The organism is Streptococcus thermophilus, assembly GCF_010120595.1.
GTDB lineage: Bacteria > Bacillota > Bacilli > Lactobacillales > Streptococcaceae > Streptococcus > Streptococcus thermophilus.
On the sequence record NZ_CP038020.1, the window covers coordinates 1,864,729 to 1,891,014 of the forward strand.

The following is a 26,286-nucleotide window of genomic DNA, read 5'->3' on the forward strand; positions in this document are numbered from 1 at the left end:
ACTATGCCTCAGCTCCTCTTATCCTCGTAAACCAAAGCAAGACTTTGATTTTAGATTTTATCTCCCTCTTCTTTTTCTTTAGCGATTTGTTCTTTGATTTTACGTTCTTCTTCCTCAGCAGCAAGACGCGCTTGGATAACTTTCAAACGTGCCAATTTACGTTTAGCTTCTGGATTTGGGTGAATAATGACATTACCAGATTCAATTTCTTCAAGGGCTTGAAGCGTATATTTTACAGACGAAAATTCTTGAGTAGGTTCAGCACCAGCTGCCAATTCATGGGCACGTTTTGCTTGCAAAATAACTAATGAATATCTTGAAGGCACTTTATCCAAAAGTTTATCAATAGAGGGTTTCAACATCATAATTCTATACCTATTTCTAATTTATTTATCTGATAATCTCTTATCTGAAATCATATTACGATAGTGGCCAATCACACGTTCAACTCGGAAGTGTTCCGCTTCAATAACACGCTTTACACGCTCGGCAGCCAAAGGCACCTCGTCATTGACAATGGTATAATCGTATTCGCTCATGAGAGCAATCTCTTCACGCGCACGTTCAATACGTTGAGCAATAACTTCTTCAGAGTCTGTCCCACGGCCAACTAAACGTTCTTCAAGTTCGTTCAAATCTGGTGGTGTCAAAAAGATAAAGACAGCATCTGGAACCTTTTTCTTAACCTGTAGGGCTCCTTGAACCTCGATTTCAAGGAAAACATCAATTCCCTTATCCAAGGTTTCATTGACATAGGCCAAAGGTGTTCCGTAGTAGTTGCCTACATACTCAGCATATTCCAGCATTTGACCATTACGAATAAGCTCTTCGAATTCCTCACGCGAACGGAAGAAATAATCCTTCCCATCAACTTCACCAGGACGTTGAGCACGTGTGGTCATTGATACTGAGTATTCAAATTTGTGGTCAGGTTTTGAAAAAATCTCCTGACGAACAGTTCCTTTTCCGACACCAGAAGGCCCTGAAAAAACAATTAAAAGTCCACGTTCAGACATGTCTTCTCCTTAAACTAAGATTAAAATTCTTATTATGACTCACCTTAAAAAGAGAAGTAAATCATCTCTTTTTATGGTTTAGTAGGGGTTGTTCAGTGATTAAGTTACAGCTCACTTTTCAAAGCAGCCTTATTCTCTTACCATTCTATCAATAAAAGCGACTTTTTTCAAGGTGAGGACACTATTAAAAAGAGTGAATACCTTTTCCCAGTACTCACTCTTTTTAAATATCTTTTTAAACCAGTCCAGTCAAGAGACTTTGCATGAATTCTTCTGAATGGAACTCGCCAATATCATCAATCTTCTCACCGAAACCAATCAACTTAACTGGGATATCCAACTCTTGGCGAATGGCTAGAACCACACCACCCTTGGCACTACCATCCAACTTGGTTAAAACAAGACCCGTAAGAGGTGTGATTTTTGAAAATTCCTTAGCCTGATTAAGTGCATTTTGACCTGTTGAAGCATCCAAAGCCAAGAGGGTTTCATGGGGTGCTTCTGGCACCACACGCTTGATAATACGGCCAATTTTTTCAAGCTCTGCCATAAGGTTGTCTTTGTTTTGTAAACGACCCGCAGTATCAATCATAAGAACATCAACACCTTCAGCAAGAGCCTTCTCCATACCATCAAAAACCACGGAAGCAGGGTCGGCCTTTTCAGCACCAGTCACTACAGGCACATCAACACGACGTCCCCACTCGACCAATTGAGCAACAGCTCCCGCACGGAAAGTATCAGCAGCAACTAGCATGACATTTTTGCCTTCTTGTTTGTATTTATTTGCCAACTTACCAATAGAAGTCGTTTTACCAACCCCATTAACACCAACAAAAAGTATAACTGTCAAACCATCTTGGAAATTAATCTGCTCCTCGTAAACATCGTCCTTCTCGTAGATATCCACAAGTTTTTCAATAATCAAGCGTTGCAAATCCTCAGTCTTTTTGACATTCTCAAGTCGAGCTTCATAGCGCAAGTCTTCCGTTAATTGCGTCGCAACATTGACCCCAACGTCAGAGAGAATCAGTATTTCTTCCAATTGTTCGAAAAACTCTTCATCAACACGACGAAAATTAGCGAAGAATTCATTCAAGCGAGCAGCAAAACCAGTACGCGTCTTCTTAAGCGTACGATTATACTTTTCTTGCTCTGTTTCAGTCTTGGAATCAGGTAATTCTGTAGCTGTTTCCTCAACCTTACGGGTTTGGACCGCTTCAAAAGTAACTGTCTCACCTTTTTCCGCAGCTGCAGCTACTTGAGCCTTCTTAGCATAGTAATCAGCCATGACATCCGCAAAGTGGCTATCCACAGTTGCTTGACTATCGACTGATTCTGAAGCTATTTCTGATTCGCTTGAGGGCTGATTATCCACAGAAAGTTCTTCAGTAAGTGCCTCTTCACTTTCATCTGTCACAACAGATTCTGTGGATAAATCTTCTTCTACTTGAGTATCAGTCTTGCTAAACTGTCCTGCTTGATTTCCAGTTGTTAATTCACTTGATGACAAATCTTGATCAGCAATAGAATCCGTTTCTGAAATCACCTCTGTAAGCTCTTTATTAGCAAGAGTTTCCTGTGAATCGGTTTTCTCTTGTCCAAATAATCGATCAAATAGACCCATCTGGTTCTCCTTATTACTCTAGAATGTATTTATGGATGGCCTCAGCCACTCCAGATTCTTCATTTGTTTTTGTCGTTACAGCCTTAGCAACAGCCTTAACCTGAGGAACACCATTCGCCATAGCGACACCCAGACCAGCCCACTCTAGCATGGACAAATCATTCTCTTCATCTCCCATAGCCATGACTTGACTTCTGTCAAGAGCGAGATAATCAGTCAAGAGTCTCAAACCCGCAGCTTTATGAACACCCTTTGGCATAACCTCTAGGATAATTTCACGAGACTTAAAGACCTCAAACGCTTGGTATAGATGGTCAGGTAGTTTTCCAATTTGGGAATCCAAAAAGTCTCCCTCACAAACCGTAACTACCTTATTATAGACGATATCTTGCGGAATGTCATCAATGCTATCCACATCAACAAAAGTCAAAGTAGGATTAGCCTGACGATAGAGCGAATGATTCCCTTTACTAGGCACTCCATAGACAATACCATCACTAAGAACATCCATAGGGAGTCCCAGAGGTTCAAAAACAGCATAAATCTGCTTTAAATCATCTCTGGTCATCTCTTTCTTGATTAAAATATCGCCGTTATTACGCTGAACCAACCCACCATTGAAGGTTACGCTGTAGTGCTTGTCGTCTAACAAACCCAAGTCTCCCAAGACATGATTAATAGCTGGAAGGGGACGACCGGTCGTGATAACCACGTGAATCCCCTTAGCTTCTGCCGCCTTAAGAGCAGCTCTATTTTCAGCAGTCACTTGCTTATCCTTGGTAAATAGCGTCCCATCCAAATCCAAGGCCAACAATTTAATCTCAGCCATCTGAACCTACCAATCCTTCCATGTAGTCAAAGACTGCACCATCTCTATGGTGACCAATCACCTCATCTGCCACTTCCTTAATCTCATCACGCGCATTTTCCGTAGCAACCGCACATCCTGCAAATGTCAGCATCTCCATATCATTGAGATTATCACCAAAAGCAACGACATCTGAAGCCTGACGCCCCAACTCTTGACAAAGATGGTAAAGCCCAAATCCCTTGTCTACACCTTTAAGGATAATATCCATAGAATCAAAGCCAGTAGTTACAGCTGTTATATCCTCAAAAATCGTATTGAGATAGTCACCACGTTCCATGATGGTATCCCCTTGAAACTTAGCAGTAACCTTGAAAATATCATCTGTAACCCCTTCAAGGTTTGTTGCCATGACATTTTCATAGTAGCGTTCCATGGCCTTAAGATAGGCTGGATCTGCATCTTCTGGTGCATAGGCTCCTCGACGTCCTGACAAAAGAATTCCCTCACAAGTTGGTAAAGCTGAGGTCGTATCTGCAATTTCCAAATAGTCTTTAGGTTCTAGCTTAGACTCAAACAAGACTTCACCCTTGTACTGAACCAAGGCCCCATTTTCCGCAATAATAGCAATGCGGTCCACAAAGCCGTCAAAGAGTTCTTCCAAAGCTAAGAGAGATCGACCAGAAGCTACTGTAAAGACGTAATTTTTAGCTTCACAAGCATCCAAAAGCTTATCTAAACGCACCTTATCATAGGAACCAAGGTGGTCCAAAAAAGTACCATCCATATCTGTCGCTAAAATATTCAAAATAAACTCCCTTCAGGTCGAATATACTTGCCCCTATTGTACCAAAAATAAGGATATAAGTTAGGGAAAAGCTAAAGAAATTAGAGAAAATATGGATTATTACTTGCAAAATCACCTTTTTAGTTGTATCATTACTTTAGTACAAAAAAATAATACTTTTATATCTCTTAGAAAGGAGTCTCTTATGGCTTGGACATTTGATGAAAAATCACCAATTTATCTCCAAATCGCCTATCGTGTGAAATTGAAGATTGTTTCCAAAGAATTAAGTATGGGACAACAACTTTTACCCGTGAGAGAGTTTGCTCAGGAAGCCGGTGTCAATCCCAACACCGTACAAAGAGCCTTCCAAGAACTTGAAAAAGAGGGGTTGGTTTATTCTGCCCGTACGTCCGGTCGCTTCGTTACTGAAGATGAGAAACTCATTGATCAAAAAAGACACGAGATTGCTCAAACTCTCATGAAAAACTTTGTCACTGAAATGACAGCCATTGGTTTTAGCTCACCTGAAATCAAGACTATCATCACTGACTACATCGAACAAACAGGAAAGGACTTATAGACCAATGACTGATATTGTAACTCTAACAAATCTCACCAAGACCTATAACGGTATTCCAGCCCTTAGAGATGTGACCATGTCCATCCCGTCAGGAAAAATTGTTGGCCTTTTAGGTCCGAACGGTAGTGGTAAAACAACCCTAATCAAAATTTTAAACGGTCTCCTTCAACCGACTTCTGGTTTAGTGACCATTAATGGATTTCATCCGTCACCTATCACTAAGGCGCAAGTAGCTTATTTGCCTGACATTACCTATTTAGATGAAAGTAAGACAATCCAGTACTACTTGGATTTCTTCCAAGATTTTTACGCTGATTTCCGCTATCCTCTTGCCTTGCAACTCTTGGAGGATCTAAAGCTCCAACCTGATTTGCGACTTAAAGACCTTTCAAAAGGTAATAAAGAAAAAGTTCAGTTGATTTTAGTTATGAGTCGTGAGGCTAAACTCTATCTCCTTGATGAACCTATTGGTGGGGTCGATCCTGCATCACGTGACTATATCCTAAAAACTATTATCAACCAATACTCTGAAGATGCTTCTGTTATTATTTCAACCCATTTGATTGCAGACATTGAATCTGTCTTAGATGAAGTTGTCTTCTTAAAATACGGTCAGATCGAACTTCAAGGTGATACAGATAATATCCGTCAAGCCCATGGCAAGTCTATTGACAAACTCTTCAGAGAGATGTTCCACAATTAGGAGGTATGAGCATGTTTTGGAAATTAGTTAAATATGAATTACAATCAGTCCGTAAGTGGTATCTTGGCATCTATGGAATTGCCATCCTACTGTCCATACCTTTGGGCTTAATGCTTCAAAAACTAACGGTCACCTTTGAACACATCCACAAGGAACCAAGCTTACTGTTTATGGCTTTCTTTACACTGATTGTGATTGCCACCATTGTTGTTTGGGGAACCATCTATATCGCAACCATTGTTCTCATTATCAAACGCTTTGCGACTAGTGTCTTTGGACGAGAAGGCTACCTAACCAATACACTCCCAGTTTCTGCCCACCAATTAATCTTGTCTAAACTTTTGGCAGCTTTTATTTTAGATACGATTTCATCTCTCGTTGTACTCGCTTCAATTGGCATTATAGCCGCTTTCAACCTTGATATAAAAGATATCCTCCTGACTACCAGCTACTTCGGTCAAATCTTAAAAGAAATGGGGGCCCTCTACCTCTTCATCCCTTCTATAATTTTAGGAAAAATTAGCGGTATCCTATTCTATTACCTCTGTATTAGTATTGGAAACCTCTTCAATACCAACAAAGTTCGTATGGGATTTGTCGCCTATTTCACCATTCAGGCCATCCTATTCTTTATTGGTTTCTTCTTTGGAATCGGTGCAGCCTTGACCGGAAATGCAACAAATACTGTAATTAATAACTCGTCATATATCTTTAGTCTAGTCCAGTCTCTTGTTCTCATCGCAGCAAGTTACTTTGGTACCTACTATATCATGACAAAGCATTTAAATTTGGACTAAAGAAAAACCGTGTTCCTTTTGGAACACGATTTTTTTGCATTGAAAAGACTTACTTACTTTGTTCTTTACGATAAGTCTCAATTTCTGTCTTATTACCCCAAACGAAGTGACCTGGGCGTACTTCCACCATTTCTGGTTTATCAACCGAATAGTCGTGTTGGTTTGGATCATAAACCTTCAAGACTTTCTTACGTTCCAAGATTGGATCTGGAATAGGAACAGCAGACAAGAGTGACTTGGTGTAAGGATGGATAGGATTGTTGTAGAGCTCTTCTGTCTCAGCAACTTCCACGATTGTCCCCTTATAGATAACAGCGATACGGTCAGAAATGAAACGGACCACTGACAAATCGTGAGCGATAAAGAGATAGGTTAACCCCAACTCTTTTTGGAATTTCTTAAGCAAATTCAAAACTTGGGCACGAACTGACACGTCAAGGGCTGAGATTGGTTCATCAGCGATAACCAAATCAGGCTGCATGACCAAAGAACGCGCAATCCCGATACGTTGACGTTGTCCCCCAGAAAATTCGTGAGGGTAACGTGTTAAGTGCTCCTCAAGAAGTCCTACTTCTTTGATGATTTCCTTGATTTTAGCCTTACGTTCTTCCTCATCTTTATAAAGATGGAAATTGTACAAGCCCTCAGACAAGATATAATCGACTGTCGCACGTTCATTCAAACTAGCCGCAGGGTCTTGGAAAATCATCTGAATACGACGGATAAGGTCGTTTTTCTCAGAGTGTGATAAGTATCCATTGATCTTCTTACCGTCAAAAATAATCTCACCATTACTTGTGTCATTTAAACCGATAATGGCACGTCCAATAGTCGTTTTACCACTACCAGACTCACCAACGAGGGAGAAGGTTTCACCCTTGTTGATGAAAAAATTAGCATTGTGGACAGCAACGAACTTCTTTTTTCCTTCGCCGAAGGAAATTTCCACATCTTTTACTTCAACTAATTTCTCAGGCATTGCCTTCCTCCTCATCTCCTAAATGTGCAAATCCCATATTGGCTAGGATTTTTTCATGTAGATTTTGGATAACCGCAGGTTTATCAACTTTTGGCGCATCCTCATGTAAGAGCCAGGTCTTAGCCCAGTGAGTATCTGAAACTTGGAATTGTGGTGCTTTTTCCTCAAAATCAATCTGCAAAGCATAATCTGAACGCAAGGCAAAGGCATCCCCAACAACTGGTGTATAAAGTGATGGTGGCGTCCCTGGAATTGAGAAGAGTTTTCCATTATCACCAGCCAATTGTGGCAGACTTGAAAGCAAGCTCCACGTGTATGGATGACAAGGCTCATAGAAAATTTCCTCAACAGTTGCGTATTCAATGATTTCGCCAGCATACATGACAGCAACCTTGTCCGCGATACTTGCTACGACGCCAAGGTCATGGGTAATGAAAATGACCGAGAAACCATACTCCTCTTTGAGTGATTTCAAGAGGTCAATGATTTGAGCTTGAATGGTCACATCAAGGGCAGTTGTTGGTTCGTCACAGATAAGGACATCAGGACGACAAGCCAAGGCAATGGCAATAACGATACGTTGACGCATCCCACCAGAGTATTGGAAAGGATATTCATTGAAACGTTTTTCAGCATCTGGAATACCAACCTTGTCCATGTAATCAATTGCCATTTTTTTAGCTTCCTTGGCTGTTTTCCCTTGGTGCTTAACAATAACTTCAATAATTTGACTTCCGATAGTCTTAATTGGGTTAAGACTGGTCATTGGATCTTGGAAAATAGTTGCAATCTTAGCTCCACGGATAGCTGCCCAATCTTGGTGACTCTTAAATTTAGTCAAGTCTTTGCCACGGTAGTCGATAGATCCGCTAGCTACACGACCATTTTCTTCCAGCATCCCTGTAAAAGTTTTAGTCAAGACTGATTTCCCTGAACCAGACTCACCAACCAAGGCTAAAACTTCACCTTCAACTAAATCAAGAGAAACCCCTCGAATAGCTGTCAAAACACGGTCACGAACGTCAAATTCCACGACGATATCGCGAGCCGATAATATTACATTTTTATTTTCTGTCATATTGGACTCCTATCTATGCGTACGTGGGTCACTAGCATCCGCTAAGTTTTGACCAATAATAAAGAGAGCAAGAGAAACAAGAATCAAGGTAGTCAATGGAATCCAGAAGAGATAGGCATTGACTGTAACATTCTGTGCATAGTCTGAAATCAAACGACCAAGACTAGGCGTAGTAACAGGAAGACCCAAACCAAAGTATGAAAGGAAGGCCTCATAAGAGATAAATCCTGGCAAAAGTTGACTAGCCATGGTTACAATAACTGACACAAGTTGTGGCATAATATTTTTAATCACAATCTTAGCCGTTGGTGTTCCCAAATTGCGAGAAGCCAAGTTATACTCCAAATCACGATAACGCATGATTTGAATACGGATTGTGTAGGCAATACCAATCCAACCTGTTACGGTCATGGCAAAAATCATATTCCAAAAACCAGCACCTAATGAGTAAGTCAAGACGATAACCACAAGGAGAGAGGGAATATTTGAGATGATGTTGTAGATTTCCATCATAATCATATCGAAGGTCTTAGAAATCCCCCAAACAGCACCTACAAGCAAACCAATTATAACATTCAGGAAGGTAGCGATAACAGCGATAAGGATAGAATTACGAGCCCCAAACCAAACACTGTCAAATAGAGACTTACCATTACCGTCAGTACCGAACCAGTATTGAGCGTTTGGATGTACATAACGCAAACTGAAATCATTTACTTTTGAGACATCATTGAAGTCAAATTTAGAAAACATTGGGTAGATGAAACTCATCAAAACAATAGCAATCAAGATTCCCAACATTACAACTGTTGATTTCTTTTTAAAAAATTGACGCATCACTGATTTCCAGTATGAGTAAGACGGTGCATCAATTGTTTCAGAGGCAAAATCATCGCGCTTTACAAATTGGAACTTACTTTTATCAATTGAAGCCATTATTTACCTCCTTTAGATGTCAATTTGATACGTGGGTCAATAATAGTCATAAGGATATCACCCACAAGCAATGAGAAGATGGAGAGAGCTGTAAAAATAAATACCAGCCCAACGACCATAGCATTATTAGAAGCACGAACAGAATCGATCAACATTTTACCCATACCAGGGTAGGCGAAGATTGTTTCTGTCAAGGTTGCCCCTGTGATAACCCCAACAATAGATGCTGGGAACCCTGAAACCAAGGAAACCATAGCGTTTTTTAAAATGTGTTTATTTGAAATTTCTTGTTCTGACAACCCTTTGGCACGTGCAAAACGAACAAAGTCTTGTGATTGCAAGTCAATCATGTAACGACGAATCCAAATCGCAAGACCTGGTGTTGACAAGAGACCGAGAATAACAGATGGCAAGACGTATGAACGCCAGTCACCCGCACCCAAGATAGGAAAAGAATCCGGAAGACCAATCTCAGAACCAATCAAGCGAATGATATATACCAAGGCAATCGTCGGTAGCGAAAGCAAGAAAGTCAAGACGCCTGTTAACACACTATCAAAGAGTGTATTTTTAAAGCGTGCCATGTAAGATCCCAATGGAATCGCTAAGGCATAAGACAAGACCAAACCAATCAAACCAGCAATGGCAGAGCTTGTCACCATTGATGGGTACTGATAACGACTCTTAGTAGATGTGTACGGATCATCACCATAGTAAGAACGATCTCTAGCGTCAGCCTGACTAGGTGATTTATAAGTACGAGAATAGATATCTACTGAAGATATTTTCTTACCAGTAGGGAAGTTAACCACAGAGCTTTTTGTCTGTCCTTGGCCTTGTGTAATAACATCAAGAACACCTTGCCCAGCATAAGTTGGGTATGAAGTTCCAAGATTCATCTTCACAAAATTTTGGTGAACAAACGGGAACTGACTGTTAAAGTAAAGCAAATATTTGTGCTTAGTCCCTGAACCAACAACCGACCAACCAATAGCTGGATCATTTTCAATACGGATGTAACGCTTCAAGTTTGGATTTGTTTTATCTTTAACCCATCCAGTATTGTCAAATTCAAAGAGGTGCGTGTAGAATTCAAACACACGTTCAAGCACTGGCACATCACGTGTCGCATAGAATTGCTTACTTTGCTTGAACTGATGCAAACGCCAGCCATGTCCCAAACTATCCACATATTTTTGGTAGATAGCTTTATTGGCTTTTGTTGGCTTAGTTGTTACCGACTTATCAAGTGTGCTGGCATTCTCCTGCAACTCCTTGGTGTCATAGTAATCAATGTACCCCATACGTTCAAAGATTGTATTTTCATAGTTTATCTTAGAATCAGCTGTCTTTGCAATCTTATTGTAGTTAGGGTCCTGTCTGAAAATCAGACGCCTCGGCACCATGGTATAGATAATCGTGTAGGTCAAGGCCGTCACGACAAATATTGACAATATAGAACGGAGGGTTCTCAATAAAATATATCTTTTCATGTCTCTTCCATTAATTCCAAAAGAACTTTCCCAATCAAATGAGAAAGTTCCATCGTTCTTTTATTTAACGTGTTTCTCAAGATCTTTTTGAGCTTTTTCGTTAGATTCTTTCTTTTCTTTAAGCCATTTTTCACGACTTTGTTCATATTCTTTCTTAGTAACTACTTTTTCTTGTGGTTTCACATATTTGATGTAGTCGTTTGATGAGTTTTTATCACCCACCTGGAGGCTAGCACCGGTAAACGGTGTCAAGCGTGAGATAACTGGTGCCGCACCATTACCAACAGTCAATGGAATCACAAGCGAACTGTCCTCCAACCATGCTTGAGCTTGAGCATAACGATCGTAACGAACATTAAGGTCACTTGTTTCTGAAGCTGCAGAATTCAGCAAGGCATCATAGTCTTTGAGTCCCACTTGGGCTGCTGCCGCATTATTTGGATCATCATAACCCATGAAAGCCTTAGTGTTTTCACTTGAAGTTGTCTTAAAGATATCAAGGTAGGTTGATGGATCTTGGTAATCTGGCGCCCAAGCGACACTATTTGAAATATCCCAGTCTTCTGCTGCTGCGTTGGCTGCATTAAGTGTTGCATTTTGCAAATCATCAGATGACAATTGGTTAATATCTATAACAACATTTTCGCTACCCAATGATTTTTCAATGGTTTGTTTCAAAGATTGGACTTGGGCAACATTAAGTTTAGAGCTTTGGTCAACTGGAAGGTCCAAATGAATTGGGAATTGAACACCATCTGCTTGGAGAGCATCCTTAGCTTTGGCAAACTCAGTCTTAGCTTTTTCAGCATTGTAGAGGCCATCTTGACTATCAGCAAGATTCACACCTGACCATTCATCCCCATATGAAGACATTTTCTCTGTTACAAGATCTCCGAAGGTCTTATCACCTGCACTCACAAAATCAGAAGGCACAAAGAGGTTACGAACAGCTAGAGTTGCACCATCTTTACCGTTAATTTGTGATTGATAGGCCTTACGGTCAATGGCAAAGTTAATTGCTTGACGGAAGTCCTTGTTTAGAAGGGCTTTCTTGGTTGATGATTTTTCAGAATCCGTCTTTTTGGCTGTATACTTGTAACTTTGACGGTCAATATTAATACCAATAGCTGATGTAGACGCACCTGGTGCTGTGTAAAAAATATTATCTTTATATTTCTTCTCTACAGAAGCATAGTTTGAACTTGTTGGAAAGACACGAGCAAAATTATAAGCACCATCAGTGAAACCACGTACTAGAGCATCTTGATCCGAACCATCATAATATGAGAATTTGATGGCATCAAAGTGTACATTTTTCTTGTCCCAATAATGTTCATTCTTAACCAACTCAATTGAAGATTTAGCTGTCAAAGATTTGAGAAGGAAAGGTCCATTATAAAGGATAGAGGTTGGGTCTGTTGATTTACCAAAATCTTTTCCCTTATTCTTGAGGAAGTCTTCATTTACTGGGAAAAGCAAACTATAAGTTGTCTTAGAGTTCCAGTATGGTTCTGGTTGCTTAAGCGTGTACTGCAAAGTATAGTCATCAATTGCCTTGACACCCACATTCGAGAAATCTTTATTGGTACCAGAGAGATAGTCAGACAATCCAGCAATAGAATCTTGAACCAAATAGATACCACCTGCTTTGGAATCCGCAGCATGTTTAAGACCCGTTACAAAGTCCTTAGCAGTAACATTAGCGTACTCTTCACCTTCAGAAGTATACCATTTGATCCCTTTACGAATTTTATAGGTATAAGTAAGACCATCTTTAGACACAGACCAGTCTTCAGCTACTGATGGAACAAGATTACCATATTTGTCCGCTTCCATAAGTCCATCTACACCATTTGTCACAACAGATTTTGTAGGTCCCGTATTTGATGTAATATAATCCAAAGTTTCTGGATCCGAACTGTAAACGTAACCATAAGTAGTTCCGCTAGTGTTTGATTTAGATGAACAAGCCGCTAACACACCAACACCTAGAAGTGCTACACCCGCGAGGGCCAACCATTTGCTTTTTTTCATAAAATGCCTCCAAAAAAATTTTTTACAACTTTATTATAGCATAAATAATCAAGCAGTCTAGCTTTTTATCAGAAAATTTTGTAAAATTCGATAACATAATGTAAACACGATAACAACTGTAATTCCTTATCAATAAAGGTTCTCATTTAGTTAACATTGATTTATTTTTAATTACAAAAGTTCCACAAAAAAGCCCAGTCGCTTTGTACTGACCCCAAAAAGTTAGACAACTAATTTATCCAAAGGATTTAGTTCTGTATTGCACAGGACTGAGTACTTTTAATTTTACCTTAATACGTTTGTTGTTGTAATAATCAATATAGTCTACAATAGCTTATTTCAATGCTCAAGTGACTGAAAGGTAGCCTCGTAACCACAAAATATCTCAGACTTAAGAATACCAAAGAAGGATCCCATCATACCATTTCTGGTTTATCAACCGAATAGTCGTGTTGGTTTGGATCATAAACCTTCAAGACTTTCTTACGTTCCAAGATTGGATCTGGAATAGGAACAGCAGACAAGAGTGACTTGGTGTAAGGATGGATAGGATTGTTGTAGAGCTCTTCTGTCTCAGCAACTTCCACGATTGTCCCCTTTTAGATAACAGCGATACGGTCAGAAATGAAACGAACCACTGACAAATCGTGAGCGATAAAGAGATAGGTTAACCCCAACTCTTTTTGGAATTTCTTAAGCAAATTCAAAACTTGAGCACGAACTGACACGTCAAGGGCTGAGATTGGTTCATCAGTGATAATCAAATCAGGCTGCATGACCAAAGAACTCGCAATCCCCATACGTTGACGTTGTCCCCCAGAAAGTGAGTGAATAATGCCACTACGTGGACCAACACCAATTTCTTGGATCTTCCATCCAATAATAATCCAGTCCAATCTCACCATGACCAATCACTTTTGGATGCTATAGGTTGGCGACAATCATATCCTCAACCTCTTGATTATAAGAGCCAGCTTCAGTTGGGTGCCAACCGATTGTGGCATAAATTTCTGGGTATTCTTCAGCTAATTCAATAGCTCGTTTAATGGTTGGTGCATCAAAACCAACGACGTTGTGTCGAGTAACGCCCATTTCTTTAGCGAGGGCTAATTCTTCTGCTTCACGACCAGCAAAATCATCAGCGTTAAGATACGTATGTGTATCGAAAATTTCCATGCTTTTTTTATAACACACACCACAAAAGACACCAAAGCAAGTGTGAGGAAAATGGGGGGAAAGTTCCCCTTATTTTACCTTAAAATCTCTCACCCTTGGTCGTTCTGTGGATAATGACTATTTTAAAAACATTTTAAGTTTTTCACATGTTGATAACTTTATCATCAAAAAATAAAAACTTATTTAACCAAATCATCAAACTCTGAACGTTATTATTCATTCTTTTTATATTGTACGTGTTTATTTAAAAATAAATACTACTTTACTTATTTAAAAAAATAATATACAATAATATCCTATCGTTTATAAAAATTAATTGGTTTAATATTCGTAAAAAGGAGAAAATATGTTAGCCAAAAATCGTTACCTCATCGCAAGCTGCGGTGTTATCTTGCATTTAATGTTGGGATCTACTTATGCTTGGAGTGTTTATCGTAATCCTATTATCGCTGAAACTGGCTGGAATCAATCGTCAATTGCTTTTGCCTTCTCACTTGCGATTTTCTGTCTGGGCATGTCTGCTGCCTTTATGGGACAAGTTGTTGATAAATTTGGTCCTAGGGTGACTGGGACCATCTCAGCTATCCTGTACGCATCTGGAAATATTTTAACCGGTGTTGCACTTGCTAATCATAGTCTTTTACTACTTTATCTAGGCTATGGTGTTCTTGGCGGTATCGGGCTTGGTACGGGCTATGTCACACCCGTATCAATGATTATCAAGTGGTTTCCTGATAAACGTGGGCTGGCAACTGGGCTAGCTATCATGGGGTTTGGCTTTGCCTCTCTTTTAACCAGTCCAATTTCGTATTTCTTAATCACCAAATATGATGTTATCAACACCTTTTACCTGTTAGGTGTGGCTTATTTTCTGGTTATGCTTATCGTCTCACAATTTCTCAAATTTCCATACTACAGTGAACAGGATACTAACGACAGTCATAAGCAATTAAGCCAAGGTATTGGGGCTAAAAAAGCCTTAAAAACGGTTGAATTTTACCTGCTCTGGCTAATTCTCTTCATCAACATTTCTTGTGGGCTTGCCTTAATCTCTGTTGTCTCACCTATGGCACAAGATGTAGCTGGCATGACTGCTAACCAAGCTGCCATTATCGTCGGGCTTATGGGAATTTTCAATGGCTTTGGAAGATTGCTCTGGGCTAGCTTGTCAGACTATATTGGTCGTCCGCTGACCTGCACTATTTTATTTGTTGTTAATATCCTCATGACTATATCTCTCATATTCCTTCACGCGCCAGCATTATTCACCATTGCCATGGCTGTGCTCATGACTTGCTACGGAGCTGGCTTCTCACTCATTCCACCGTATCTTAGCGATATTTTCGGTGCTAAAGAGCTAGCAACCATGCACGGTTATATTTTAACAGCTTGGGGAATGGCTGCGCTAGCAGGTCCAATGTTGCTTGCTGTCATATACTCAGCAACCAAATCATACACAAGCACTCTTGTCGTCTTCATCCTACTTTATCTATTTGCGCTAGCTATTACACTTTGTCTAAAATCACAAAAAAGAAAATAAATATTTGTCATAAAAATAACCCCCTACAATGTACTAACCCCAAAAAGTTGGACAATTAATTATTGAAAGGATTTAGTCCTGTAATCTACAGGGCTGAGTCCTTTTAGTTTTGCTTTAATTCGTTTGTTGTTGTAATAATCAATGTAATTGATAATGGCTTGTTTGAGCTCGTCAAGTGAGTTGAATTGTTTCTCAAAACTATAAAACATTTCAGATTTTAAGACGCCAAAGAAAGATTCCATCATACCGTTATCTGGACTGTTTCTCTTGTGGGACATGGATGGACGAATTCCATTTTGCTTAAGAAAATCATGATAAAACTGGTGTTGATATTGCCAACCTTGGTCACTATGGAGAATTGTATTTTCATAATGCTCCTCTGTGAAGGACTGGTCTAACATAGATTTCACTTGTTCTAAGTTTGGTGAAGTTGAGAGATTATAAGCGATAATTTCGCTGTTGAAACCATCTAAAACAGGCGATAAATACAATTTATGTGTGCTATTTGGAATGGCAAACTCTGTCACATCTGTGTAGCACTTTTCCATGGGGTTGGCTGCTTCAAACTGGCGTTGAATAAGGTTATCTGCTTTCTTGCCAACTTCTCCTTGGTATGAAGAATATTTGTGTTTACGACGAATTTGGGAACTTAAACCAAAGAGCTTCATCAGACGTTGGACCTTCTTCTGGTTCACTACAAAACCACGATTCCTCAATTCAAGAGTTATTCGGCGATAGCCATAATTTCCTTTATGCTCATAATAAATTTCTTGAATTTAGCCTTTAGTCTCTTCATCTTTGTCGTGCCCATCTAGTTGTTTCAACTGATAATAGTAAGTCGAGCGAGCTAAACGTGCTGTTTCAAGAAGTAAATCGAGTCGAAATCCTCCTGAAACCCTTTTCTCTAACTGTTTCTGCCTTTCTCGCTGTAAGGCTTCGTCCCTTTCCTCTAACTCTTTTAACTTTTTTAGATAGGCTACCTCGGTACGTAAGCGTTCATTCTCCTCTTGGAATCGCTCTAGTTCTGTCATTTCTTCCCAAGTTTTCTTACGTTTACGCCCCATTTTAGGTACTCTGCCTCTTCTTTTCTCAAGAATTGTATACCCATTTTTTTATATTGTGCTATCTAGTTAGGCAACATTCCACCACTTGGAAGACAATAATCAAGACTTACACTTTTTTGTGAACGACCTTCAAGTAGCACTTTATCAATCATTTCTCGTTTTAATTTAGGAGAATAATAACGATTCTTTCCTTTTTTGATGATGTTTATTCCATAACGGTCAATTAATTTCACCATATATTTTAGACAAGAAACGTTCACCCCAAATTGATTTGAAAGTCGTTTAAAGCTTTCTCCTTGCTTTCTCAATTCATATATTTGAACTTTATCTTCATAAGTTAATTTCATAATAAAAAAAAACACCCCAAAAGTTAGATTTTTTCTGTCTAACTTTTGGGGTGCAGTTCACTTAGCCAGACTTTCTTTTATTATTGCTTTTAATTATTAAGAGCTTGAGCAGCTGTGATAATAGCTAAGTTGTAAATATCTTCAGCACTAGCACCACGAGAAAGATCGTTTACTGGTTTATTAAGACCTTGTAAGATTGGTCCGATAGCCTCAAACATTCCCAAACGTTGGGCAATCTTATAACCAATATTACCAGCCTGTAAACATGGGAAGACAAAGACGTTAGCTTGTCCTGCTACGTCACTGTCTGGTGCCTTAATAGCTGCTGTTGCTGGAACAAAGGCTGCATCAAACTGCAACTCACCATCAATAGCCAAGTCAGGACGCATTTCTTTAGCAATATTTGTTGCTTGAACAACCCTGTCAACTTTTGGTGATTTAGCGGAACCTTTTGTTGAGAAGCTAAGCATCGCCACTTTAGGATCAATACCAAAAACTTTAGCTGTTTCTGCAGTATTAATTGCAATTTCTGCTAATTCTTGAGAATTTGGTTCAATATTGATAGCACAGTCGGCAAACATCAAGCGATGATTGGTGTCTTCACGGTTCATAAGGAAGACACCTGATGTACGAGAAACACCAGGTTTCGTTTTGATAATTTGAAGAGCAGGACGAACGGTATCCGCTGTTGAGTGAATCGCGCCTGAAACCATTCCATCTGCTAAACCAAGTTTAACTAGCATAACACCAAAATAGTTGACATCACGAAGCAACTTGTCTGCATCTTCAATTGTCGCTTTCCCTTTACGGACTTCAACAAATTTTTCCTTCATTTCCTCGAAGCCTTCATAGGTTTCAGGATTAATAATAGTACAGTTAAAGTCTACAAAACCAAGATCGTTCAAGATTTTGTGAACCTCTGTTGGGTCTCCCAAAATAATAGGATCAACTAATTCTTCAAATTTCAAACGGGCAGCTGCACGAACCACACGGTCATCATTACCCTCAGGGAAAACAATCCTAACACCTTTCCCTGAAATATGTTCACGAAGTTCACCAAATAGACTACGCATAAAAATTCCTCAATCAATCTTTTTTAGTTTTCAAGCCCATGATAACGGTTTCGAAATCATCTGTCAAGGAAGACTCATGGACCATTTCTTTTTTGGTGAAAGGATCAACAAATGCAAGTCGGTGGCAATGCAAGGCCTGGCGCTCAATACCATAGTCTAGAGAACCACCATAAAGGTCATCTCCTAAAAGGGGGAGTCCCAAATGGGCAAAGTGGACACGAATCTGGTGGGTACGCCCAGTATGCAAATTGATATCAACCAGTTTAACCCTACCATAATCACCTACCAAACGATAACGAGTGTGGGCATATTTCCCCGATTTATGGACTCGACGTGTGATAATGGAATCCACATCACGCGCAATCGGTGCAATGATTTCACCCTGCTGCTCAAGCTTGGTCTCACCTTCAACCAAGGCATAATAATGTTTTTTTATAGACTTCTGTTGTAACTGTTTATCCATACGAGCATGGGCGTAACCATGCTTGGCAAACAGCATGAGACCAGATGTGTCCTTATCCAAACGTGTCACGATATGGACACGCTGGTTGGGATAATTATTGCTGACAAAGTGATGTTTGACAAAGTTAGCCATGGTATTATCATGGTTAACACTTGGAATACTAGCATAGCCATAGGGTTTATTAATCACCAAGAAGTTATCATCCTCATAGACTATATCCAAGTCAAAAGGAATTGGCTTCAAGGTTTCATGCGGGGCCTCATCAGGGATTTCTATGGCAACCACGTCTCCCTCATGGACAGGATAAGTCGCAAACTGCTCCTCACCATTGACCCAGATGTGACCTCCCTCAAACTTAATTTTGGCTAGAAGTCCTTTTGAAATATCGTGCTCCTTCAAAAAGGTTTTAACTCGACATGAACGTCCTACAGTAAATTCATATCTCATTCTTCCATGTCTCCAATAAAGGATTCACGGACACGTTCCCAAAAACTTGTGTGACTAGCACTAGCAACAAAAGAAATCTTACGTTGGTCAATCGAAAATTCTACCTTTTTCACATTCCGGTTGGTATAGGTCTTATTATCAACCGACAGAGTGTAGCTCCCCATTCGAGTAGGATAGACAGTAATCTTCTCATGTTTTGGCACGATAAGTGGACTACCTAAGGTACGGTAAACACGATTATTAAGACTAGCAATTTCTGTCAACTGCAAAGCCTCAATAGTGGGATGAAGTACCGCACCACCCAAAGATTTATTGTAGGCGGTTGATCCTGTAGGCGTTGACACCGACAATCCATCTCCACGGAAGCTCTCAAACAAGACATCATTAAGGCAAACATCTGCTGCCATGGTTTTCTCATTACGCTTAATTGCTGCTTCATTGAGGGCAATTGACGTAAAAGAACGACCAGCAGCCAGGGTCAATTTGACATTCAAAAGAGGGTAAGAAATCTTTGCACCACTATCTTTTCGAAGCGTCTCGATTAATTGATCCACTTCACTGTCCAAATAATCCGTATAAAAGCCTAGATGACCCGTGTGAATCCCTACAAAACGCACACGCGCAAGCTCTTTTTCATACATATGAAAGGCCGATAGCAACATACCATCACCACCAATTGAGATGACCACATCTGGATTTTTCTTGGTCAAATAAAAATCAGGATCATCTCGAAAGGCATTAAAAAGTTTCGAGGCAACACGCCTACTTTGGGGTTTGCCATTGGCAATAATAGCTACCTTCATCTCATCCGAAGAGGTCTTCATCTGTGTCATCACTATTTCCTACACTATCCTTCAAAGTTCTATTAATTGGATCAAAGAGCAACTGGGCTTCTCTAATATCATCACGTATCTTCCGCATTTCTTCGTCAAGCTCATAAGCCATGCGGGCCGTAGTTTCCAAGCGAAGTTTAATTTCCTCAGGAAAATTCCCCTGATACTTGTAATTAAGAGAATGTTCAATGGTGGCCCAAAAGTTCATGGCCAAAGTCCTAATCTGAATCTCTGCAAGAATTTCCTTACGACCATCTATGGTATCAACGGGATAAGAGATAATAACATGATAAGAGCGATAACCCGAATTTTTACGGTTTCTGATATAGTCTCGCTCTGAAACAATCGTCATATCACTACGATGACGAAGCAAAGCCAAAACCTCATCCACATCATCGACAAATTGGACCATGACTCGGAGACCAGCGATATCCTGCATATCTTGAGCCAAATTTTCAATTGAAAGACCACGAAGGGCGATTTTCTCCTCAATGGAAGCCACTGACTTCACACGTCCCGTCACAAACTCAATAGGCGAGTGACGGTTTTGCTTACGAAATTGTTTACGAATGCCTCGGAGCTTGATTTTGAGCTCACCTACGGCCTGAATATAGGGGTCTAAAAATTGTTCCCAATCCATGGTCAAGATAGGACTCCTCCTTGTCAAAAGCTTTAGTTTTTTATAAAATAAATATAATCTGTTATATTATACCACATTTAAAAGAACAAGGGAGGACACACATGAACCATTTAGAGATAGAGTACAAGACTCTGCTCACCAAAGACGAGTATAATCGTTTAGCAGTGCTTTTCTCCCATGTAACACCTGTTACGCAAACCAATTACTACATTGATACACCCCAAGGTGACATGAGGAATAAAAGGTTGTCTTTACGTATCAGAACCCTTCCCACTCATGGTGAGTTGACCTTGAAAATTCCTGAAAAGGTCGGAAATATGGAATACAATGTCACCATGGACTGTTCAGAGGCTAAGGCTATGACCAAGTCTCTTGACTTCCCTGAATGCCAAATCAAGTCCATTCTTCTAGAACGTGGTGTTAAGTTAGAGGATCTAACCATCCTTGGACATTTAACCACAACCCGTCGTGAATACCAGACCAATATTGGTCTCATGGCACTTGATGTCAATGTCTATGCTGATAAGAAAGACTATGAGCTTGAGTTGGAAGTTTCAGATGCTAAGAGAGGTAAAGACGACTTTTATGCCTTTCTTAAGGAAAATAATATTAACTTTAAGTATGCCAAGAGTAAGGTTGCACGTTTTATAGCAACCCTAAAGCGAGATAAAGACTAGTTGGTGAAATGTGAGTTTATAGAAATTCTGCTAGTCATTTTTGATCCGTTCTGAGGCGGACTTTCCACCGTAAAAACGTCTATAAAAACCATTTACTTCATTTTAAGACAAGGATCAACCCTTGTCTTTTTTATATATGCAAAAACAATTTGGTACTTGTGGCAACTTCCACAATCTCTCTTCTGTCTAAAAACGCATACAAAAATGATTCAGTGATTTATGGTTCGTCAATTTTCATCAATATCGCTTTCTGAAGGCTGAAATTTCTATTTTTTTTTGTTAAAATAGAAGCATCTGTAGTTTTATTATAATAGCCCTAATTGGGCTTCGCATCTTATTTTTTTAAAGGAGTCACCATCGTCATGGTACATCAAAAAGCAAACCCAAAATTGAAATTGTTCTCGCTCAGCTCAAATCCAGAAATTGCTGAAAAAATTGCTGAGAATACCGGATTGCCACTTGGAAAAGTATCTTCACGTCAATTTTCTGACGGTGAAATCATGATTAACATTGAAGAGTCTGTTCGTGGAGACGATATTTACATCATCCAATCTACTAGCAACCCTGTTAACGACCACCTTTGGGAATTGCTCATCATGATTGATGCCTGCAAACGTGCCAGTGCTAACTCTGTCAATGTAGTTATGCCTTATTTTGGTTATGCACGTCAAGACCGTATTGCTGCTTCACGTGAACCAATCACTGCTAAATTGATTGCCAATATGTTGGTTAAAGCTGGTGTCAACCGTGTCTTGACGCTTGACCTTCACGCTGTCCAAGTTCAAGGCTTTTTTGACATCCCCGTGGATAATCTCTTTACTATCCCTCTTTTTGCTGAATACTACAATGAAAAAGGGTTGACTGGTGCAGACGTTGTCGTTGTTAGCCCTAAAAATTCTGGTGTTAAACGTGCTCGTAGCTTGGCTGAATATCTTGATGCTCCAATCGCTATTATTGATTATGCTCAAGATGATACGGGACGTGAAGAAGGCTACATCATCGGTGAGGTTGAAGGTAAAACTGCGATCTTGGTTGATGATATCCTTAATACGGGTAAAACTTTTGCCGAAGCGGCTAAAATCCTAGAACGTGGTGGGGTTAATGACATCTATGCAGTAGCTAGTCACGGGCTCTTTGCTGGTGGTGCCGGTGAAGTCCTCAACGCTTCTCCAATCAAAGAAATCTTGGTTACAGATTCAGTTGCAACTAAAGAAAATGTTCCTACAAGTGTTAAATACCTTTCAGCAAGTGAGCTTATCGCTAATGCTATTACCCGTATCTTTGAACGTCAACCACTTAGCCCACTTTTTGCATATACTGCCAACGAGGACTAATTTATGGTTTATTTGGATAATGCAGCAACCACTCCTTTGAATACTGCTGCTATCTCAGCGATGACACATGTCATGACTGAAACCTTTGGAAATCCATCCAGCCTACATGCTTATGGTCGTCAGGCTTCTAAGGAACTCCGTGAGGCTCGTGAAGAAATGGCCAAGCAATTTCAAGTTCCTGCTCGAAAACTCATTTTCACCTCTGGTGGGACTGAGGGTAACAATACAGCTATCAAAGGTTATGCCCTTGCCAATCAAGCTAGGGGGAAACATTTGATTACGACTGCTATCGAGCATCACTCTGTCCTTCACACCATGGCCTACCTGGAAGAGCGTTTTGGTTTTGAGGTTACTTATATCCAGCCGGTCAATCAGGTCATTACAGCCCAACAGATTGCTGAGGCCTTACGTGACGATACTATTCTGGTTTCTGTCATGTATGCCAATAATGAAACTGGTCAGTTACTTCCTATTAAGGAAATTGGTGACCTGCTCACCAACCACCAGGCTGCTTTCCACGTGGATGCTGTTCAGGTTGCAGGAAAACTTCCAATTCACCCAGAAGAACTCGGTGTCGATTTTCTCTCAATCAGTGCTCATAAATTTCATGGACCTAAAGGTGTCGGCCTGCTCTATCATAATGATTTGCACTTTGACAACCTACTCCACGGTGGTGAACAAGAGGAAAAGCGTCGTGCCAGCACTGAAAATCTTGTCGGTATTGCAGGCATGACCGCAGCTTACAAACAAGCTAGTAAGAACTACCAAGACAATTACAAGCATGTTGAAACGATCCGTCAGGTGTTCCTTAATTCTCTCACTGTTCCTTACGAGATTAACAGCGTAGGACCCAGTCTACCTCACGTTATCAACATTAGTTTTTCTGGCAAGGAAAATGGACCTCTCTTAACCCTGTTAGACTTGGCTGGATTTGCTGTCTCAACTGGATCTGCTTGTACTGCTGGAACTGTTGACCCAAGCCACGTCATCCAATCCCTATATGGCAAGGATTCTGACAAGCTTAAAACAGCTATCCGCGTTAGTTTATCAGAGGAAAACACTGCTGAAGAACTTCAGGCCCTAGCAGAAAAACTTAATCAAATCATAGGAGACTAAGATGGCATTTGAAAAAAGCATCCATTTGGCTGACTGTAAATACCGTTACACCATCAGCTCTAATGTCAAAAAATTCACCCTTCGTGATACAACTTTTGTACAAAATAAAATTGGAAACTACGAGTTACACCGTCTACTCGAAAAAGTGCCTAACTCAGGTGAAGGTTTCCCACTAAAGATCACTATTAACAAAGATTTGACAGGTTTCAAATTGTCAATCACAGACAAATCTGGCCTTCGTAACATTAATATCTTTAAAAATGAAGACCACCATATCTTACAAGAAAAATTCTACTTCTTGATGCAGAGTTTAGTAGACCGTCAAGTTTTTGAGCAAGAAGAGGTCTAAACCATTTTTAGATATATAAATAACCTATCCTAGTGATAGGTTATTTATATCGCATCATTTATACTATTTTGTTGCAATCTTCACAAACCTTTCCTAAAATAATATAAGTGAATCATATTAATTCAAGAAGGGAAATGCGATCAATGACATATGAGAAAAACATTCCAAACGCTACTGCTAAACGTCTCTCTCTCTATTATCGAATATTCAAACGATTCCATCGTGAAAATATCGTCAAAACAAGTTCCAAACAAATTGCTGAAGCAATTGGAATTGATCCTGCTACAGTGCGTCGTGACTTCTCCTATTTTGGTGAGTTAGGTCGTCGTGGTTTTGGTTATGACGTTAGTAAGCTGATGACATTTTTCGCAGAACTCCTTAATGATAATGCGACAACTAAGGTGGTCCTTGTAGGAGTAGGAAATATCGGACGTGCTCTTCTTCACTACCGTTTTCAAGAACGTAACCGCATGCAGCTGGTTATGGCTTTTGATACAGACGATAACGAACTGGTAGGAAGCCAGACTGAAGACAATATTCCTATCTATGGTATCTCTCAAATCAAGGACAAGATTGCCCAGGAAGATATCAAAACGGCCATCCTGACAGTGCCATCAGTCAAGGCACAGGAGGTGGCTGAGCTTTTAGTTGATGCTGGAATTGAAGGCATTCTCTGCTTCTCTCCAGTCAACCTCAATCTTCCACGCCACGTGGTGGTCCAATATGTAGACTTGACTAGCGAACTACAAACCCTACTCTATTTCATGAAAGAAGAGGAAAAATCAAGGAGAAACAATGACTAAACCAATTATCGGAATCACAGCCAATGTAAGACCTAATCCAGCCCATAAAGACATCAAATGGTCCTATGCCCCATCTGGCTTTGTAGAAGGAGTTCAAAGAGCCGGTGGCTTAGCAATCCTACTACCCGTATCCGAACCTTCGGAGGCTAAAACCTATATTTCCATGATTGACAAGCTTATCCTCATCGGTGGACAAAACGTTGACCCTAAATTCTACAACGAAGAGAACCATGCCAGTGAAGATGACTTCTTCCTCGAACGGGATATCTTTGAAATGGCACTCATTGAGGAAGCCACTAAGCAGAAGAAACCCATCTTTTCAATCTGTCGTGGAACCCAACTCATGAACGTCGCACTAGGTGGTAGCCTCCATCAAGATATTGAGCATCACTGGCAGGACAAGCCTTCTGATTACCTCTACCATAAGATTATTGTTGATGAGAACAGTGAGTTGGCTGAAATCTACGGACGTGAAACCTCTATCAACTCTTTCCACCATCAAAGTATCAAACACTTGGCCCCTGACCTCCGTGTTATTGCGCGTGACTCTGAGGATAATACTGTCGAAGCTGTTGAATCAAACACACCAGATCTTCGTTACCTTGGTGTTCAGTGGCATCCAGAACTTCTCCTACACAAACGTGAAGAAGACCTCAAACTCTTTGAATACGTTGTAAACGAACTTTAAAAGCAACTGATACTGCACTCAGTTGCTTTTCTTGTGTCTTTATAGACCCTACTTAAAGTTCAAAATCCTCCCTCTCCTCACGAAAGGAATAATAAGTTGATTTTCCAACAATAAGATGGTCAAGAAGACAAATTCCCAAGTCGTCACAGGACCTCTTAATCTTTTGAGTAAAATCAATATCATTGCGACTAGGATAGGCTTCCCCCGAAGGATGATTGTGGACCACAATCAAGGAAGTTGCCATCAGATGACAAGCATAATGCAAAATCTCACGCGGCTCGGCAATCGAACGGCGAACCCCACCAATAAAGACCGTCTTTTGCTGAATAATACGGTTCTGCGTATCAAGGTAGATGGCCACCAGATGCTCCTGAGGCTTGTCACCAATATCTAACATCATACGACGAGCCACCTGCTGACTGGACATTATCTGCTCGGAACGAGCCAACTCAGCCTTCTCAATCCTCTTAGCCAACTCCACCATAGCCTTCAGCTCAATGGATTTCACACGCCCAATACCAGGAATTTTTTGAAGCTCATTCAAGGACAAGCGAGACAAATCCGCCAAACTCGTCATTCCTTTTAAAATACGGTTGGCCATGGATAGGACCGACTCAGACCTCGTCCCCGTTCGCAGCACTATCGCCAACAGTTCCTGGTCAGACAAGACCTCTGCACCCTTTTGTAAGAGACGCTCACGAGGCAAAAGCCCCGACTCCTCAGCTACAATACTATACATAAGAAAAAACCTCCTACTTACTTATTCGTAAGTGGGAGGGGAAGTTACACAGCTGATGATTTTTTCTTTGACCAAACTCTGAAACAACAAAAGAAGAAAAACATTTTCTGATTTATTGACTTCCTTCTATCTGTATTGGGAGAGCTTCGATTATAC

General features: G+C 40.2%; 25 protein-coding genes and 4 pseudogenes. 10 read left to right on the forward strand and 19 right to left on the reverse strand.

Features of this window, described 5'->3' with window-relative positions; genetic code table 11:
- Positions 1-50: 50 nt before the first annotated feature.
- The 5 genes from rpoZ to E3C75_RS09775 all read right to left on the reverse strand — a co-directional run bounded on the left by rpoZ (position 51) and on the right by E3C75_RS09775 (position 4,259).
- Positions 51-365, reverse strand: a complete 315-nt coding sequence (gene rpoZ, locus E3C75_RS09755) for a DNA-directed RNA polymerase subunit omega (protein ID WP_002951415.1) — start codon at positions 363-365, stop codon at positions 51-53.
- A gap of 21 nt (positions 366-386) precedes the next feature.
- Positions 387-1,016, reverse strand: a complete 630-nt coding sequence (gene gmk / locus E3C75_RS09760; protein ID WP_002951416.1) for a guanylate kinase — start codon at positions 1,014-1,016, stop codon at positions 387-389.
- Positions 1,017-1,251: 235 nt separating this feature from the next.
- On the reverse strand, positions 1,252-2,643 hold the full coding sequence (gene ftsY, locus E3C75_RS09765; protein ID WP_064355550.1) for a signal recognition particle-docking protein FtsY: 1,392 nt from the start codon (positions 2,641-2,643) through the stop codon (positions 1,252-1,254).
- A gap of 13 nt (positions 2,644-2,656) precedes the next feature.
- Entirely contained in the window at positions 2,657-3,472 is an 816-nt protein-coding gene (locus E3C75_RS09770; protein ID WP_024010001.1) for a Cof-type HAD-IIB family hydrolase, read from the reverse strand.
- A complete protein-coding gene (locus E3C75_RS09775; protein ID WP_011681412.1) occupies positions 3,465-4,259 on the reverse strand; it encodes an HAD-IIB family hydrolase in 795 nt (264 codons plus the stop codon). The genes E3C75_RS09770 and E3C75_RS09775 overlap by 8 nt, the downstream gene beginning before the upstream one ends.
- Before the next feature lie 184 nt (positions 4,260-4,443).
- On the opposite strand from E3C75_RS09775, the gene E3C75_RS09780 reads away from it, so the two are divergent.
- From E3C75_RS09780 to E3C75_RS09790, 3 genes are read left to right on the forward strand one after another with little or no spacing between them, the layout of a single operon-like run.
- The gene (locus tag E3C75_RS09780) at positions 4,444-4,821 is read left to right on the forward strand and encodes a GntR family transcriptional regulator (RefSeq protein ID WP_011681413.1); all 378 of its coding nucleotides are present in this window, start codon (positions 4,444-4,446) and stop codon (positions 4,819-4,821) included.
- Between the two features lie 4 nt (positions 4,822-4,825).
- Positions 4,826-5,524: an ABC transporter ATP-binding protein gene (locus tag E3C75_RS09785; protein ID WP_011226301.1), complete on the forward strand. Its 699-nt coding sequence runs from the start codon at positions 4,826-4,828 to the stop codon at positions 5,522-5,524.
- Between the two features lie 11 nt (positions 5,525-5,535).
- Complete coding sequence (locus E3C75_RS09790) at positions 5,536-6,321, forward strand: hypothetical protein (RefSeq protein ID WP_011681414.1); 786 nt, start codon at positions 5,536-5,538, stop codon at positions 6,319-6,321.
- Positions 6,322-6,370: 49 nt separating this feature from the next.
- Here E3C75_RS09790 and E3C75_RS09795 read toward each other — a convergent pair whose 3' ends face one another.
- The 8 genes and pseudogenes from E3C75_RS09795 to E3C75_RS12180 form a co-directional block, all read right to left on the reverse strand.
- Complete coding sequence (locus E3C75_RS09795; RefSeq protein ID WP_082245810.1) at positions 6,371-7,300, reverse strand: ATP-binding cassette domain-containing protein; 930 nt, start codon at positions 7,298-7,300, stop codon at positions 6,371-6,373.
- Positions 7,293-8,378, reverse strand: a complete 1,086-nt coding sequence (locus tag E3C75_RS09800) for an ABC transporter ATP-binding protein (RefSeq protein ID WP_084828981.1) — start codon at positions 8,376-8,378, stop codon at positions 7,293-7,295. Before E3C75_RS09800 ends, E3C75_RS09795 begins: the two co-directional genes overlap by 8 nt.
- A gap of 9 nt (positions 8,379-8,387) precedes the next feature.
- Positions 8,388-9,314 carry an oligopeptide ABC transporter permease OppC gene (oppC, locus tag E3C75_RS09805; protein ID WP_084828982.1) on the reverse strand — a complete coding sequence of 309 codons (927 nt, stop codon included), beginning with the start codon at positions 9,312-9,314 and terminating at the stop codon, positions 8,388-8,390.
- On the reverse strand, positions 9,314-10,807 hold the full coding sequence (locus tag E3C75_RS09810) for an ABC transporter permease (RefSeq protein WP_064355564.1): 1,494 nt from the start codon (positions 10,805-10,807) through the stop codon (positions 9,314-9,316). Before E3C75_RS09810 ends, oppC begins: the two co-directional genes overlap by 1 nt.
- Before the next feature lie 60 nt (positions 10,808-10,867).
- Entirely contained in the window at positions 10,868-12,841 is a 1,974-nt protein-coding gene (locus E3C75_RS09815) for a peptide ABC transporter substrate-binding protein (RefSeq protein ID WP_111679665.1), read from the reverse strand.
- A 235-nt stretch (positions 12,842-13,076) separates the two neighbouring features.
- Positions 13,077-13,267: pseudogene (locus tag E3C75_RS09820) on the reverse strand (IS3 family transposase); the annotation flags it as partial.
- Positions 13,261-13,671, reverse strand: a pseudogene (locus E3C75_RS12175) (ABC transporter ATP-binding protein); the annotation flags it as partial. The pseudogenes E3C75_RS12175 and E3C75_RS09820, both read right to left, overlap by 7 nt.
- A 31-nt stretch (positions 13,672-13,702) precedes the next feature.
- A pseudogene (locus E3C75_RS12180) lies at positions 13,703-14,017 on the reverse strand (TatD family hydrolase); the annotation flags it as partial.
- A gap of 346 nt (positions 14,018-14,363) precedes the next feature.
- Between E3C75_RS12180 and E3C75_RS09840 the strand changes: the two are divergent.
- On the forward strand, positions 14,364-15,557 hold the full coding sequence (locus E3C75_RS09840; RefSeq protein ID WP_100262689.1) for an L-lactate MFS transporter: 1,194 nt from the start codon (positions 14,364-14,366) through the stop codon (positions 15,555-15,557).
- A gap of 59 nt (positions 15,558-15,616) precedes the next feature.
- Here the strand turns inward: E3C75_RS09840 and E3C75_RS09845 are convergent.
- From E3C75_RS09845 to yjbM, 5 genes and pseudogenes are all read right to left on the reverse strand, one after another.
- Positions 15,617-16,968: pseudogene (locus E3C75_RS09845) on the reverse strand (IS3 family transposase).
- Between the two features lie 89 nt (positions 16,969-17,057).
- Positions 17,058-18,041 (reverse strand): phosphate acetyltransferase, encoded by a 984-nt coding sequence (gene pta, locus E3C75_RS09850; RefSeq protein ID WP_084828984.1) that lies wholly within the window; start codon positions 18,039-18,041, stop codon positions 17,058-17,060.
- A 13-nt stretch (positions 18,042-18,054) separates the two neighbouring features.
- Positions 18,055-18,951, reverse strand: a complete 897-nt coding sequence (locus E3C75_RS09855; RefSeq protein ID WP_100273464.1) for an RluA family pseudouridine synthase — start codon at positions 18,949-18,951, stop codon at positions 18,055-18,057.
- Positions 18,948-19,784, reverse strand: a complete 837-nt coding sequence (locus tag E3C75_RS09860) for an NAD kinase (protein WP_082245815.1) — start codon at positions 19,782-19,784, stop codon at positions 18,948-18,950. The genes E3C75_RS09855 and E3C75_RS09860 overlap by 4 nt, the downstream gene beginning before the upstream one ends.
- Complete coding sequence (gene yjbM, locus E3C75_RS09865; protein WP_049554140.1) at positions 19,756-20,430, reverse strand: GTP diphosphokinase; 675 nt, start codon at positions 20,428-20,430, stop codon at positions 19,756-19,758. Before yjbM ends, E3C75_RS09860 begins: the two co-directional genes overlap by 29 nt.
- A 95-nt stretch (positions 20,431-20,525) precedes the next feature.
- Here yjbM and E3C75_RS09870 point away from each other — a divergent pair, with 95 nt between their 5' ends.
- The 6 genes from E3C75_RS09870 (at position 20,526) to E3C75_RS09895 (ending at position 25,391) form a co-directional block, all read left to right on the forward strand.
- A complete protein-coding gene (locus E3C75_RS09870; protein WP_002951444.1) occupies positions 20,526-21,101 on the forward strand; it encodes a CYTH domain-containing protein in 576 nt (191 codons plus the stop codon).
- 362 nt (positions 21,102-21,463) lie between these two features.
- Positions 21,464-22,435: a ribose-phosphate diphosphokinase gene (locus E3C75_RS09875; protein WP_011681428.1), complete on the forward strand. Its 972-nt coding sequence runs from the start codon at positions 21,464-21,466 to the stop codon at positions 22,433-22,435.
- A gap of 3 nt (positions 22,436-22,438) precedes the next feature.
- Entirely contained in the window at positions 22,439-23,551 is a 1,113-nt protein-coding gene (locus E3C75_RS09880; RefSeq protein WP_002948029.1) for a cysteine desulfurase family protein, read from the forward strand.
- A 1-nt stretch (position 23,552) separates the two neighbouring features.
- A complete protein-coding gene (locus tag E3C75_RS09885) occupies positions 23,553-23,900 on the forward strand; it encodes a DUF1831 domain-containing protein (protein WP_014608555.1) in 348 nt (115 codons plus the stop codon).
- A gap of 143 nt (positions 23,901-24,043) precedes the next feature.
- Positions 24,044-24,703, forward strand: a complete 660-nt coding sequence (locus E3C75_RS09890; protein WP_100262330.1) for a redox-sensing transcriptional repressor Rex — start codon at positions 24,044-24,046, stop codon at positions 24,701-24,703.
- Positions 24,696-25,391, forward strand: coding sequence for a gamma-glutamyl-gamma-aminobutyrate hydrolase family protein (locus E3C75_RS09895; RefSeq protein WP_100262331.1), 696 nt, complete (start codon positions 24,696-24,698; stop codon positions 25,389-25,391). The genes E3C75_RS09890 and E3C75_RS09895 overlap by 8 nt, the downstream gene beginning before the upstream one ends.
- Positions 25,392-25,443: 52 nt before the next feature.
- Here the strand turns inward: E3C75_RS09895 and radC are convergent, their stop codons facing one another.
- Positions 25,444-26,130: a RadC family protein gene (radC, locus tag E3C75_RS09900; protein ID WP_011681432.1), complete on the reverse strand. Its 687-nt coding sequence runs from the start codon at positions 26,128-26,130 to the stop codon at positions 25,444-25,446.
- Positions 26,131-26,286: the final 156 nt, after the last annotated feature.